We start from the raw sequence: 14,282 nt of genomic DNA, 5'->3' as shown, positions 1-14,282 counted from the left end.
CGACTTATGCGCGCTCTCTTTTCTCTCGAACTATAAACATATGCTAGTGCAAATATAAGAGCGCGTACTCTATTCGAACTGACATCTAGCTAAGAACATGGAGAGTTCTGAGGAAAGAGTGACATACGTTGTGCCGTAAGACTATCATTCACATCGATACTAAGCAATCTCTCGGAATTTGAACCTCTAGCCCTGAGATGCCTGACAGCCTTCTCGATGAATCAGAGGGGTTATAAGCATGAGAACCGAGGAACTATAAAAGTAAGGCGCGAGAATGAGAAAAATGCGAGCTTTTCTTACTTTTCCTCCCTTTCCCGAAAAATTACCACGCATTATCTCCGAAAATTACTGCCAGCTCACTCTGTAAAACCCTCACTCATCAGAAAGATGCCTAATAAGATTCATTATTTCTAAAAGAACTCACAGGAAAGAGAGTCAGAATCTTAAACAATATCTCTCTCCTGTCGACTCCCTACTGGGGCAAAATTGGCGGCACAGATTTGTTGTATCAGTTGAGAGAATTCCGTTTTCTTCAGAAGACCGTTATAGGTCTTATTCTTCTTAGTGCTTCAGCACTGTGCCCATCATTCGTGTTCGCTCAGGCTGATTCATACACTTTTTCAATCTCAGTCACAGAGGAGGTGAATGGAGAAACCGTGGGAGTTTCTGGGGTCACCATGTATGGCACTCGTGGATTTCCGGCTGGAGGCTCATTTACCGACCCCTCAGGCACCTTCTCCTTTAATATTTTTGAGTTGGACTCTCTTCTTGATGCGACGGTTTTCTTCTTCAAAGAAGGCTACAGCTTTTCACCAGCCTCAATAGAACTCTCTGATTGTCCCGATGGAATTTGCACCATCTCTGCCACCAGAAACACTGAGAACCAAAACCAACTCGTAAGAGTGATCGTATTAGACGAGCAGGGAGACGGGGTGCAGGCTGCCCCTGTTTGGCTCCTTGGAACACCGCATGGGTGTGAAAGACATACAGACGAGACAGGAACGGCAGTATTTTCGATCCCCCAGAGAGCAATTGCTTATTGCAGCGATATAGACCAGGAAACCGCAAACGACTTTTATCATGCATTTCTTGCCTCACCTACCGGAGCAGATCTCAGGCTTGAGCGGCTGGGTGCGTCACAAAGCGCGCTTTGCATACAGAGTGGAAGCCCTGGGCATCTTCCGCGAGATGTTGTAGTACGAGCCTTCACAGGACGGAACACTCCGCCAAGAGAACCCCTTCCCGAAGGAACTTATCGACTCAATGCCCACGATCGAGAGGGAGACCCTATGCTAATCGGTTTTTGGCTCCCACAAATTGCCCGTGTCATAAACGCCGGGACAACATTTGAACTCTCTTCTTATGGCTTAAGCCCTCAGCAGCCCCTGAGCGCTATCCCCGAATCCAGTCGTTATGTTTTAACTCCCTCAGACCTCATTCTCAGCAAAACCACCTGTCCGAATGGCTACTGTGATTTCTCAGCACGGACCCTTGGAACACCATCTTTACGGACCACCATTCAAATCCTCGATACGAATCAATCCCCTGTCTCTGGAATTAGAATCTCGATTCAGGATCCATATCGGTGTGAAGAACGCACCTATCGAACAACCAATAAGGATGGAGAAGTTCATTTGAGTCTCAGTCCCAGAGACTGCTCTACTCCTGACAATGCTATTCGATTCTTGCCCCAAGATACTCGCTATTCATTTACCAATCAGAATAGCTTCTCGTTATGCCCCCAAATATCGGGATATCGAGAAGAAGTCACTGCTCTTGCTAAACCCCCCGCTTCCGAACGGATCGTACGTGGCACCGTGTTGAATTCACTTTCCGCTCCTTTCTCTCGGGTCTTGATTTATGTAAATGGCGTTGCCCAGGCCATTTCGAGAGAAGATGGCACGTACACCGTGACCTTACCGCACAATACGCCATCAACAATTTCTGCACAGTATGATGGTGTTATCTTCGATAAGGAAGTCGATATTCCTCCCTCGGTAGAAGAGATAACAGGTTTACATTTTCGAATGGTTGCTACAAAAGCGGGGAAACCATTTGAAGAAACTCCCCCCTCCTGCTCCCCTCACAATGGGGCGTTCTCAGTCAGTGGAATTGTTATGGATGAGGCTGGAAATCGAGTCTCTGGCGCAACTCTTTATAATGGAGAAAGCGCACTGACGACCACTAGAGAAGATGGAACCTACTCTTTCTCGATTCCCCAAGGAGAATCTCTCTGGATCCGCGCAGAGTACATTCGAGATGGCTCAGAGGTCACCTTCACCCCTGCAGCAATTGCCGATCCCGTGCTGAGTTGTAACAAAGATGACTTCAACTTTCAGATAACAAACGACTACAGCTTTCTTCTCACGGGAAAGGTTACCAATCGAGACACAAACGTTCCTCTAGCAGATATGCCCATAACACTCATCGTAGACGGCGCGCAGGAATCGACTACCACCAATGAAGAAGGAATATATGTCTTTTTTAGCGATGGTGACCAGTGGAGCATAACACCAGACCAGGCAAATTATATCTGTGATTCACCTCAAACTCGTTCGGGCACCGTAGACCGGAACTTTACCGATCTTGATTTCACGTGTGTATTCGATCAGTGCCCGAATGATCCTGAAAAAGCACTCCCTGGAGAATGTGGTTGTGGAATCTCAGAGGACGATAGCGACCAAGATGGAATCCCAGATTGTAACGATGGATGCGTAAATGACCCTGGGAAAAGCTCGCCTGGGGAATGTGGTTGTGGGGTTGCAGACAAGGATACTGACGGTGATGGCATTCTTGATTGCAACGATAGCTGTCCTACGGATAGTAACAAGAGCGAACCCGGAATATGTGGATGTGGAATTTTAGATACCGACACTGACAACGATGGCATTCTTGATTGTAATGATCGGTGCAAAGAGGATCCATTAAAGAACGAACCTGGCTTATGTGGCTGCGGAGAGGCAGATACCGATAGTGATAATGACGGCACGCCAGATTGTACGGACCAATGTGCTCAAGATCCCAATAAAAGCGCGGCAGGGCAATGTGGCTGTGGTTCAAGCGACACAGATACCGATGGGGATGGCGTCGCGGATTGTATTGATCAGTGTGTCAATGATCCAAGAAAAAGCGAACCCGAACAGTGTGGTTGTGGAATTCCAGATACCGATCGTGATGGTGACGGAACTCCTGATTGCAACGATCAGTGCTCTGATAATCCATACAAAATAACACCTGGTATTTGTGGATGCGATACGCGTGACACTGATATAGATGGAGATGGAGTGCTTGACTGTCAAGAAGAGTGTCCAAGTGATCCGTTAAAATTAACACCGGGGCTATGTGGATGTGGCTTTTTCGATACAGACACTGATAGTGATGGAACACCAGATTGCAATGACCTCTGTGCGACCGATCCCAACAAAACCACACCTGGCCAGTGCGGATGTCTGAGGGTTGATACCGATACCGATGGAGATGGCACTCCCGATTGTTATGACCAGTGTGTTGAGGATCCTGAAAAAGCCTCCCCTGGGCAGTGTGGATGTGGAATTCCTGATACTGATACCGATGGTGATGGGGTATCAGATTGTGTCGACCAGTGCGTAAATGACGTCGGGAAAGTTGCTCCAGGGCAGTGTGGATGCGGAACCGCTGATACCGACAGCGACAATGATCAAACTGCAGATTGCCTTGATGAGTGTCCGAATGATGCTTCAAAGCTGGCTCCTGGGGAGTGTGGCTGTGGAATACCGGATAGAGACACCGACCGAGACGGAACCCTTGACTGTCGAGAGGAGTGTCCTTTCGATCCGCTTAAACTCTTGCCTGGCATCTGTGGCTGCGGTTCGGCGGATATTGATACTGATGGTGATGGATTTCTTGATTGTCAGGAAGAATGTCCCAGCGATGCACTCAAAACAACACCAGGCATTTGTGGCTGTGGAGTGCTAGACACTGATTCCGATGGAGATGGGACTCCAGACTGCAATGACCAATGCGTAAGCGATCCAGATAAAACCTCTCCAGGACAGTGTGGATGCGGCTCGTCTGAGATGGACTCCGATGGCGATGGAGTGGCGGATTGTATCGACCAATGCATTACCGACCCTGAGAAGAGCTCCCCAGGACAGTGTGGATGCGGTGCACCTGAGACAGATTCTGATAATGATAACGTGGCGGATTGCATTGATCAGTGCCCGAATGATCGAACGAAGCAAGCGCCTGGGATTTGTGGATGTGGAGTTCTTGATTCCGATCAGGACCAGGACGGGACGGTAGACTGCCAGGAGCAGTGTCCGTATGATCCGCTAAAAACGTCTCCTGGGATCTGTGGTTGTGGAATTCCTGATGGCGACTCAGACGGGGATGGGATCCCTGACTGTCAGGAGCAATGTCCAGCCGATCCACAGAAGCTCTTCCCGGGTCTATGTGGCTGTGGCACGTCTGACACCGACAGTGATAGCGACGGTATTCCCGACTGTCAGGACCTCTGTAGTAGTGATCCGACCAAGGGAGAGCCTGGTCAATGTGGATGCGGAGTAAGTGATAGTGATACTGATGGTGATGGAGTGGCTGACTGCAACGACCTATGTATCGCAGATCCAGCGAAAGATTCGCCAGGGATTTGTGGATGCGGCACTCCAGATCTCGACAATGATGGAGATGATACACCAAACTGTTTAGACCTCTGCACGGATGATCCAGCAAAAACGCTTCCTGGAATATGTGGATGTGGAGTACAAGATACCGATAGTGACAGAGATGGTTTGTATGATTGTCAGGAAGCGTGTCCCTTTGACCCCAGAAAACAAGAGCCGGGAGTTTGCGGATGCGGAGTAGTAGATACAGACTTTGACGGAGATGGAGTGGCAAACTGCATCGACCAATGTCCACTCGATAACGCGAAAATAGAACCGGGCATCTGTGGCTGCGGCGCTGAAGATACAGATGAGAATAACAATGGCTTGATGGATTGTGTCGAAGAGCCTATCTCCATTGAGGCGCTGTGTGTTGGCACTACCCCAGATGGAGACGCTTCGCTCTCAACGATGGAGGTCATCTCTGATATCTGCTGGAAAGTAACAAATCCAAACCCGATCTCTTACACGACTTTAGCAACAAAACTCGTATGGGAATCCTCTCCAGTTCCTCTGGTTCTTGCTCCACTCCATGAAGAGATCATTTGTCGACAAATAAGTCCTCACTCAACACTTCAACTCATGGAAGATGGGCTAGTTATCAACGAAAATTCGCATCCACTCGTAACGTGTGGCGCAACGCCTTCTGAAGTTTCGGTCACCATTGAGTTATACGGAAGAAATGGAAAACCGCTCACTCCAAGACAAATTCGAAGACTCGAACGAGCAGAGCTTCTTGTGAAGGCGCGAGAGCTCAAGACTTCGGAGCGATATAATTGGCAAATCGAAGACCCCTACTACGGGACATTCTCCGTGAAACAAGGCAGCTGGCGTTTCAAGCTGACAGGGAAAGGCGCTTCGATCACCTCAAGACCGCGACTATTTCGCTTTAAAGAACTGAATGACTCTGTAGAACTTCGATGGGCCATCCGTGGATGGGGCAAAATGTTCCGTAATAGTGATGCGGGGAGATAGTCGAATGATGATCAATCTAAAAAGCACGTTTAGAACTATCGGCTATCTTTTTTGTATCATTTCTATGGGGAGCTTCCAGACTTTCGCTCAATCATCCTCAACAGTAACAGCTACCGTCAGAGATCTTTCGGGGACGCTTTTATCGAATATCTCTATTCAATTCACAATTGGTGAAGAAAGCGAAACGAAGGCGACTGGGCCTGATGGGGTTGCTGTATTTTCGACAGTGCGCACTGGCTCATACGCCATAAATGCTGAAAGCCCTGGTTACACGATAGCCTCGGCCACTGGCAATCTCTCGGCTGGCTCCACGGCTCTTCATGAAATGACAGGAACGGAAATCCCAATGACACTATCTGGAACGGTGAAAACTGCGTCTGGAGCTCCTGTTTCAAGTCCCATATTACTTTTCAATGGCTCACAGACTGTCACAATCGATGCTGAATACGGGACGTTCTCAATCCCCGTCACCTTTGGCACGCACTATGAGCTCACGATAGATGATGCTGAGTGGCTATTTACCAACCCTCGCACTCAGGGGTTTATTCATGGAGACACTCGCCTCCAATACATAGCAATACCGAAATGACTTCGTATCCCTCCAGTGGCCACCTGAAGACTTAGGCACCTTTCCTCTTTGGACCTGCCTCTGGCGGCTCGCCGTGTATTTCTATGACTTGCCCATTTTGAAGACGAACAGCAGGGGGGTGAATTGGTGAACAATATTTCTGGCATGCCCGATCAACCGCCGCGGTGTAATCCTCTGCGCTAATCTCCTTTAGCACCTTATACTGTTCTGTATCTACGACTTTGAGAAAGCCCTTGGCACCAAGCTCGCTGAACACTTGATGAAAGGAAGGAGGCTCTGGATAGGAGTAAATCAACTCCATGTCTCCCTCTGGAACCAAAACATAATGTTGGCGACTAAGAACGGGTAAGGAGTAAACATCTTGGCGAAATTCTAAAACCTCTCCCGCCTTACTGGAGAGAACCCGATTTCTGAGGCCACGCTGGTCGTACCTAGCAATAGAAGCTTCACTCAAATCTTCCCTTGCTGGTGCCCGCCTCTCTTCAAAATCCTGTCTGTCTGGAAAATCTGGACCCATACGCTTGTGCTCTCCGTTGCCCCTGCCCTTCGTAGTCTTGCTAAAAGTCTAGCACCTTACAAAGCGCTAAACAAAATAAATGGGGATAGGCCCCAAAGACACCTTATCTGCAGAGGCCCATGAAATAGTAGTGACGACGCAAGGGGAGTCTGAAAGAATATCAACAGCGGTTTTATTGGCGAAACGCCATGCCAGATGACTTCTACGTGAGATTATTTATGACTGGTCCCCTACAATCTATCGCCCAATCTCTCCATGCAAACTTTCAGGAACCCTATCTGTATCTTCCAGCAATTGTTATCGGCTCTGGAGTTGCTGGGCTCATTACTCGCTGGATTTTCACAAGACTCATCATGCAGCTAGCAGGGAAAACCCATGGACAACTTGATGATAAGCTCGTTGCTATTTTAAGAGGCCCCATCACGTGGACCGTAGTGCTTTTAGGTATCGGATACGCGCTTAGTATTAGCCCCCTTTCAGCACTTATAACGACCTTCTCGATTCGAATCCTCAAAACAATTGGATTCCTTATTTGGACAACGGCTAGTTTGCGGCTGGTTGCAGTGTTTATTGATCTGCTTGAAAGCCAAAGGGAGCGCTATGCATTTGTTCAACCCCAGACGAAACCGCTCATGTCGATGCTTTCAAAGGCGCTCGTTATTTTTCTTGGACTCTATTTCTTATCACTCGTGTGGAATATTAATGTTACGGCATGGCTGGCGTCTGCAGGTATTTTAGGAATCGCAGTTGGTTTTGCCGCAAAAGACACATTAGCAAACTTTTTTTCTGGCATATTCATTATCGCTGATGGGCCGTATAAATTAGGTGATTACATAGTACTTGAGTCGAGCAACCTCAGAGGACGGGTCACGAGCATTGGGATTCGTAGCACAAGAATTCTTACGCGTGATGATGTGGAGGTGATCGTTCCCAACGCCATCATTGGGAATTCGACCGTAGTGAATGAAAGCGGCGGGCCGTATGAAAAGTTTCGTGTTCGACTTGACTTCGGTGTTGCATACGGAAGTGATATCGACAAGGTCCAAGAGATTGTTCTCTCAGAGGCAGAGAAAGATACGCTTGTTGTTGCTCATCCCGAACCACGTACTCGATTTCGAGCCCTTGGGAACTCCTCTCTCGATTTTCAGCTCCTTTTCTGGGTTGAGACCCCGGAGCTTCGAGGCATGGCAATACATAGTCTACTTTCGAGAATATATAAGGCATTCAACGAACAAGGAATTGAGATCCCCTTCCCGCAAAGAGTGGTTCATATGCGAAATGGACTATGAATGCCCTGCCTATGAGTGCTTATTGCTCGAATACTTCTTGGCGACTACGAGCTACAGTGCTCCAAAGAACACCAGCTCTGTTACTCCTCAATACGTTCTGCACTCTGCAAGGTGTGCGCGCCATCTCTCATCAGCTCAATCACCGTAGAGCGTCTGATCCGAATAGTATTTCCAAGAACAAAACCGTTAGGAATAACACCTGTCTGCACGAGATGTTTCAGTTTTGCGGGAGCAATCTGTAACGCGCTGCTTGCTTCTTGCTCGTTTACGATAAGTTTTTCATCGAACATAAACTGGAATGGGGACATCAACTTGCTCCTGAGTCTTCTTAATCATTCTCACTCAAGCAGACGATTGAATAGAGAACCGACTTTACCATAACGTCTGCCCCGGTAATAAAGAACTGATATTTCTGACTGATATTGGTTGATTCAATACGAAATGAAAAAAAAGAGCGTGGAGGGCGATTTGTTAGCTACTCGATAAAAGCTTTAACAGAAGCTCTGGCAGCTGATTTGCCTGTGCAAGTACTGCAGCCCCAACGTTTTCAAGTATCTGAATCTTGAGGAGGTCTGCTGCTTCCGCAACATCTACATCCATAATACGGCTTTCTGCGGCTTTAAACTCGACAGCCTGTGACCTCAAATTCTCAGAGGCTGCAAAGAGCCTACTCATGGAAGAACCTATTCTCCCTGCAGAGGAATTCAGCGCCTCTAGCGTTGAATCTGCAGTTTCAATCGCGGTAAGAGCATCGGACCGAGAGAGAAGGGACAAGCTAGGCATGTCAGTGTAGTCTGTGGTAATTGTTGGAATATCGCTGCTGACTGCTCCAAAGAGCGCATTATATCCTCCACCTGCTATATCAAGTGCACCGTCTCCATTAAGGTCTGAAACAGCCAAATTCTGCCCCTTCAGAGATGGGCGAATACTAGTGGAATAGGAACCGCCTGTCGTGAATGTTCCATCTCCATTCCCAAAGTGAATATCCATGGTGATAGCTCCCGAGCCGGGGCTATCCCACGTATTAAACACAATATCAAGATTTCCATCACCATTAAAATCAGCGGCTTCACTGTTCCAGTGTCGAACATCTTGGACTGAGGAGGAACTGATAAAGTGACTTTGAAATGTTCCATCTCCGTTTCCGAGTTGCGTAGCTAAACTCGATACACCACCATTATACATCTGGCTTACAACATCTTCATTTCCATCACCATCAAAGTCTCCAACAACATACCCAGCCCCATAGGTGTGAGCAGTAAGTCCTGAAAGATTGTAGTAGGACACAGAGAAAGTGCCATCTCCATTTCCAAGTGACACTGAAAGTCGCGGGGAGGTCGTTCCCTGAATGTTAATAAGATCTGCTTTCCCATCGCCAGAAACATCTCCAATATAGTCTTGCTGCAAAGTGAACATTGTAGTGTTCACAGGACTCGAAAAGGTCCCATCACCATTCCCATAGGCAAGAAACCCTAAGCCCACTATAGCTGCGTCTAGATATCCATCCCCATTAAAATCTTCGGCGTAAACGCTACTCGCATATGGGGTGGAGGTAGTATCAAGGAATACGGTGGTAACGGACTGGAACGTGCCATCTCCATTTCCAAGGGCACTGGCAAATACTCGGTCATCAAGAGCACCATTTTCTATTGTCATTTCACCGACCAAGTCCAAATGCCCATCATTGTTTAAGTCAACTATGCTCGGCAGACCCACGCCGCTCGAAGCAGGAGTGGGGAGTGTCACTGTAGAGCTTGCGCTGAACGAGCCAGCACCATCATTCTCATAGACAACCCATCCGCTGGTGCTGAAATACACGGTGTCGGGGGCACCATCTCCGGTAAGGTCTCCGAACGAATATCTGTCAGTCGGCACGAGAACGCCGATGTTCGTATCTGTTCCAAAGGTGCCATCCCCCGTGGGACCAGAAGATACCTGCTCAACAGACAGCGAAGCCCCAATATCACCAATAACTCCAAATCCAGCTTGAAGACTAAGACCTGTGCTTGCGGAATTAAAAACTTGAGTGCCATTGAACTTTGCAGAATCGGTAAGACGGGAATATTCAGATTGCAACTCTTGCGCTTCCTTGTGCAGAGCGGAACGCTGGCTGGTAGTATATACACCATTCGCCGATTGTTGTGCGAGCTCCTTAATCCGGGTGACGATCCCAGTAAGCTCTTGGACGGTTGCGTCTGCTATATTGAGAAGACTTAGCCCATCATTAATGTTGAGAATTGCTCGAGAGTAGATCCTCTCCTTCACTCCAAGCGAGGAAGCGATTGCCAAACTACTTGCATCATCACTAGCACGATTGATTCTTTGACCTGAAGAGAGTCGAGTTGCTATTGAATCCTGTTCTCCGCGCGCACGGGTGAGCTGTTGCGCGGCGCGCAAAGAAAAAATATTCGTCCTGAATGTGACTGGAGACGCCATTCTTGCGTCCTTACAACTTTACTCTCTCAGTCATTTGAGTACTACACGTATTACGTATCGGTGGATCCAATTAATTAATGAATACGTATAGTAAGGAGTCATCTTCCCCGTAAAATCCCTACACGGTGCAGAAAAATCGTAGCAGGATAAGGCATTGCAATAACTATAGTTTTGTACTGCTATCGGAATTCCTCCGTTGGGGTTTCCCGAACCGAAACTCAGAAAATTCAATACTCCGCGAGATCGAAAATTACTGAGTGAGAATTTATAATACCATATTGCTATAACATATTCTTTTTATTAAGGTTTTGTGCTCCAACCGTCGGCCGCACACGTGTGTGTTTGTGTTTACCAGAAATCCACTGAAACACAGAGATGGCAGTAAGTCTTCGAAGTAATATTTCCTCCTTAAGAGGTATTCGGCAGCTTCGTCAAGCAAGCGATGCGACTGGAAAAATCTTTGAACGACTTTCTTCAGAATTAAGAGTTAATAAGGCTTCTGATAGTGCCAACTGCGTAAGAGGCCAATTCCTTCAACAATCTGGCATCGCTATCCGTGCTCAGGCAAACACCCAACCGACAGTGGCCCTTTCGTTGTTATCGTAATCCAACAAACGCCTAACGGTCGCACACATCCCGAAAACCGATATTCGTCCTTTCATCTGAGAACCTCTTCAGCTCATTGCGTCTCTCCGTGGTGACTGGTGCGAACTAAACGGGTATGATGCTAGAGATAATATAACGGTTTTCTATCGCTGCAAGGGTCTTCTCAACATGTGACTCCGAAAAGAATAAGACACCATACCAACTCCTTTGAGGGCGCTCGATGAAAAATAGGAATACAACTACCCACTCCCAACCATTTCATTCGCGACCATTTCATTCGCAACCATGGTTCGTTCCAGGGGATATCGATGGATTCTTCGGTCTTGCAATTGATAACCTCATACAGTTCATTCTCATCCTTGGGCTGTGTACGTCGGTGCTGGGATTTTCAGTAGAGCTCGTCTTAGCAACCATTCTACCAGGGGCAGCGTTATCAATTATCATCGGCAACCTCTTTTATGCCTGGCAAGCACAACGTCTCTCTGCACAAACGGGCCGAAACGATGTCACCGCGCTGCCGTACGGAATTAATACTGTCTCACTCTTTGCGTTCGTGTTTTTTGTAATGCTCCCTGTTAAGCTCACAGCGATTGAAAATGGGTTGGAAGCTCAAGCAGCAGGGCAACTTGCTTGGCAGATCGGTTTAGCTGCGTGTTTTATCTCTGGCATAATAGAGCTCGGGGGCTCACTTGTAGCAGAAACGATACGTCGTCACACCCCACGGGCAGCATTACTATCAACTCTGGCAGGGATAGCCATTAGCTTTATTGCTATTGACTTCGCAGTAAAGACCTTTGCGAATCCGCTGGTTGCGATTTTACCGCTGGGGGTGATCCTCACGACATATTTTGCCAAGGTTCGCTTACCGCTGAGGCTACCAGGCGGGGCTTGGGCACTACTCCTTGGAAGCGCCTCTGCTTGGATTCTTTATGCGCTCGGGGAATCCACCCCTGTGTCTTCCGCCAGAATCGCTGAAGCTGCTGATACGGTTGGTTTCTATCTCCCCGTACCCGTACTAGGAGATCTCATAACGGGCCTCACTCATCCCATGGCGTATAACTTTTTTGTTCCCGTCATGCTGCCCATGGGACTTTTCAATATTCTTGGTTCTCTTCAGAACATTGAGTCGGCAGAGGCAGCAGGTGATAAATACTCCACAATGCCATCACTCGCGGTGAATGGTGCTGGAACCTTGCTAGCAGCAGGGCTCGGCTCTTGCTTTCCAACGACGATTTACATTGGACACCCTGGGTGGAAGGGGCTCGGCGCGCGCTCTGGGTATAGCGTACTGAATGCGCTCTTTTTCGCTTTACTGTCATTTCTTGGATTAACCTTCGTGATTAATGCTGTTGTGCCGATGGAAGCAGGCATGGCGATAGTACTCTGGATAGGGATTATTATAACTGCACAAGCATTCCAGGCCACAGAATCTCGCCATGCACCAGCAGTTGCGGTAGGTCTATTCCCCTCCATAGGCGCGTGGGGGCTATTAATACTTGGAGGCGCTTTAGGTGCAGCAGGAATTGCATCTGGCGATATGGAACTTGCGAACAAAGTATTACAAGACAAAGCGGCTTTCTTATCGGCAGGCATTAACCTCGACGGGATGGTAGCACTAGCACAGGGCTTCATGTTGACGTGTATGGTGTGGGCAGCAACAAGTGTTCATCTTATCGAGCGTTGTTTTCAGAAGGCTGCGTTCTGGATGGTGCTCGGTGCCGTCTTTTCCTTCTTTGGATTTATGCATGCAGGGTATATGACCCCGTCGGGTGCAGCTTACGATATTGGGTTTGGTACAGGCTGGCGAAGCGCAGTGGGCTATACGGTAACAGCGCTCTTCTTCCTGATTGTTGGAATTGCAGCGAGAAAAACAGAAAAAGAGGCGCTTTCCTCCATGGACTATCCTCATTCCCTCCCCACTGACAGCCATCGGGAAACCGCAAATACCTAAATTCAAGAAAAATGGTGTAATCGAATGCCTGCTACACGTATCAATAGTGTGAGCAGTTTACAGGTCTTCTTGATGGCAGGGGGTAGGTAATGAGGAATACAGGTCTCAGTCTTCGAGAGGTTCCCGGTGAATTTTCGGTTTGTCGGCTAGACTGTTCCGAGGAGATCCCCTTGTGGGCGACGAAAGGAAGTTTTTTCACGATTTCTCGAACTGCTGATGAGTTATCGATTGTATGTGACTCAAGATTTGTTCCGTCAGGCGTGAAGGCAGAGCATGGCTGGAGGTGCTTGAAAGTTGCTGGCCCGCTGGACTTTAGTCTAACGGGCATCTTGGCCTCACTCGTTTCGCCCCTCGGCGAAAAGGAAATATCGATTTTTGCTCTTTCCACCTTTGATACGGACTATTTGCTGATCGGAAAAGATACCTTTTCAAGGGCGAAAGAGATTTTAGTGGCAAGTGGCCATACGATAGTCGGATAGCTCCTCCTGAAAAACACGCTATCAGTGGTGAGATGGGGATTCATGAGCTTGAGAGCTCATGAGCAGTTGGCCTAACTCTCTGAAAATAATCTGCATACTTTTTGGAAACAAATGGTCGGTTTTTTCGAATGTATTAGTGTCTTCGTTTGCGCACTGCGCACTAAAAATTTGAATAGAGACCTCGGAGACGTTGTTACCAGCAAAGGATCGCCGCATGAAATACTCCGCTCCTCATACTCTTGTCCTTTTTATCCTGATATTCCTCTCGGCATTGCGAGCACCCTCTAGCGTTAACGCTCAACAATGTTATCCCAGCGCCTCAACTGCTGGATACGGGCGAGGCTTCTCCTCTCCGGATACGAATACTGCCGAAGAGCTCGGATTTTATACTTGGTTTGCTGGTGATATTAATGGAGATGGATTCGTTGATGTCGCCGCCACAAAGTATCGGGGGGTAGGCACGTCATCATTTTCAGGAGAGAGGCGTATTGCCTTCTATTCCGGCGAGGATCTCTCCTTATTGGTACAATATTCTTTTGGAGATGCAACGCTCACTGAAAGGCTCGGAGAGCGCGGCGGGACAGTTGGAGATATCAATTTAGATGGCAAAGATGAGTTTTTCTTCGTCAGCCAAAAAAACTCATACCCAGTAAGAAATGGACGAATTCATGTAGTATCTCTCTCATCAGGTGAGCTGTACTCGATTTTTGGAAATCAGTCTGACTTTGGAGATGGAGCTGCCACAATCCCGGATCTGAATGGCGATGGTATCCCAGAAATTGCGGCGGGTCCTATTACCG

General features: G+C 47.9%; 10 protein-coding genes and 1 pseudogene. 7 read left to right on the top strand and 4 right to left on the bottom strand.

Going from position 1 to position 14,282, the window contains the following annotated elements:
- Positions 1–503 precede the first annotated feature (503 nt).
- Positions 504–5,615, top strand: coding sequence for a carboxypeptidase regulatory-like domain-containing protein (locus tag EBR25_01410; protein ID NBW39639.1), 5,112 nt, complete (start codon positions 504–506; stop codon positions 5,613–5,615).
- Positions 5,616–5,619: 4 nt separating this feature from the next.
- Complete coding sequence (locus EBR25_01405; GenBank protein NBW39638.1) at positions 5,620–6,204, top strand: carboxypeptidase regulatory-like domain-containing protein; 585 nt, start codon at positions 5,620–5,622, stop codon at positions 6,202–6,204.
- 31 nt (positions 6,205–6,235) lie between these two features.
- Here EBR25_01405 and EBR25_01400 read toward each other — a convergent pair whose 3' ends face one another.
- On the bottom strand, positions 6,236–6,721 hold the full coding sequence (locus tag EBR25_01400) for a hypothetical protein (protein NBW39637.1): 486 nt from the start codon (positions 6,719–6,721) through the stop codon (positions 6,236–6,238).
- A gap of 188 nt (positions 6,722–6,909) precedes the next feature.
- Between EBR25_01400 and EBR25_01395 the strand changes: the two genes are divergently transcribed.
- On the top strand, positions 6,910–8,010 hold the full coding sequence (locus tag EBR25_01395; GenBank protein NBW39636.1) for a mechanosensitive ion channel family protein: 1,101 nt from the start codon (positions 6,910–6,912) through the stop codon (positions 8,008–8,010).
- Positions 8,011–8,090: 80 nt separating this feature from the next.
- On the opposite strand, the gene EBR25_01390 is transcribed toward EBR25_01395, so the two are convergent.
- Together EBR25_01390 and EBR25_01385 are read right to left on the bottom strand one after the other, a co-directional pair.
- Positions 8,091–8,318, bottom strand: coding sequence for a hypothetical protein (locus EBR25_01390; protein ID NBW39635.1), 228 nt, complete (start codon positions 8,316–8,318; stop codon positions 8,091–8,093).
- Between the two features lie 163 nt (positions 8,319–8,481).
- Positions 8,482–10,446 (bottom strand): hypothetical protein, encoded by a 1,965-nt coding sequence (locus EBR25_01385; GenBank protein NBW39634.1) that lies wholly within the window; start codon positions 10,444–10,446, stop codon positions 8,482–8,484.
- A 375-nt stretch (positions 10,447–10,821) separates the two neighbouring features.
- Here EBR25_01385 and EBR25_01380 point away from each other — a divergent pair, with 375 nt between their 5' ends.
- From EBR25_01380 to EBR25_01370, 3 genes and pseudogenes are all read left to right on the top strand, one after another.
- The gene (locus EBR25_01380) at positions 10,822–11,052 is read left to right on the top strand and encodes a hypothetical protein (protein NBW39633.1); all 231 of its coding nucleotides are present in this window, start codon (positions 10,822–10,824) and stop codon (positions 11,050–11,052) included.
- 304 nt (positions 11,053–11,356) lie between these two features.
- Positions 11,357–12,895 (top strand): annotated as a pseudogene (locus tag EBR25_01375) (NCS2 family permease).
- Between the two features lie 197 nt (positions 12,896–13,092).
- Positions 13,093–13,482, top strand: a complete 390-nt coding sequence (locus EBR25_01370; GenBank protein ID NBW39632.1) for an ACT domain-containing protein — start codon at positions 13,093–13,095, stop codon at positions 13,480–13,482.
- 21 nt (positions 13,483–13,503) lie between these two features.
- On the opposite strand, the gene EBR25_01365 is transcribed toward EBR25_01370, so the two are convergent.
- Positions 13,504–13,698 carry a hypothetical protein gene (locus EBR25_01365; protein ID NBW39631.1) on the bottom strand — a complete coding sequence of 65 codons (195 nt, stop codon included), beginning with the start codon at positions 13,696–13,698 and terminating at the stop codon, positions 13,504–13,506.
- Here EBR25_01365 and EBR25_01360 point away from each other — a divergent pair.
- Positions 13,697–14,282: hypothetical protein (locus tag EBR25_01360; protein ID NBW39630.1), on the top strand; the 586-nt coding region annotated here is incomplete at its 3' end. The genes EBR25_01365 and EBR25_01360 overlap by 2 nt on opposite strands.

The sequence above is a fragment of the bacterium genome (assembly GCA_009926305.1).
Lineage (GTDB): Bacteria > Bdellovibrionota_C > UBA2361 > UBA2361 > RFPC01 > RFPC01.
This window is presented reverse-complemented; position numbering and strand designations above follow the sequence as displayed.

Excerpts from the sequence above, each read along its gene's own strand:
- EBR25_01405 (NBW39638.1), top strand. The coding sequence starts at position 5,620 with ATGATGATCAATCTAAAAAGCACGTTTAGAACTATCGGCTATCTTTTT.
- EBR25_01400 (NBW39637.1), bottom strand. The coding sequence starts at position 6,721 with ATGGGTCCAGATTTTCCAGACAGACAGGATTTTGAAGAGAGGCGGGCA.
- EBR25_01395 (NBW39636.1), top strand. The coding sequence starts at position 6,910 with ATGCCAGATGACTTCTACGTGAGATTATTTATGACTGGTCCCCTACAA.
- EBR25_01390 (NBW39635.1), bottom strand. The coding sequence starts at position 8,318 with ATGTCCCCATTCCAGTTTATGTTCGATGAAAAACTTATCGTAAACGAG.
- EBR25_01385 (NBW39634.1), bottom strand. The coding sequence starts at position 10,446 with ATGGCGTCTCCAGTCACATTCAGGACGAATATTTTTTCTTTGCGCGCC.
- EBR25_01380 (NBW39633.1), top strand. The coding sequence starts at position 10,822 with ATGGCAGTAAGTCTTCGAAGTAATATTTCCTCCTTAAGAGGTATTCGG.
- EBR25_01370 (NBW39632.1), top strand. The coding sequence starts at position 13,093 with ATGAGGAATACAGGTCTCAGTCTTCGAGAGGTTCCCGGTGAATTTTCG.
- EBR25_01365 (NBW39631.1), bottom strand. The coding sequence starts at position 13,698 with ATGCGGCGATCCTTTGCTGGTAACAACGTCTCCGAGGTCTCTATTCAA.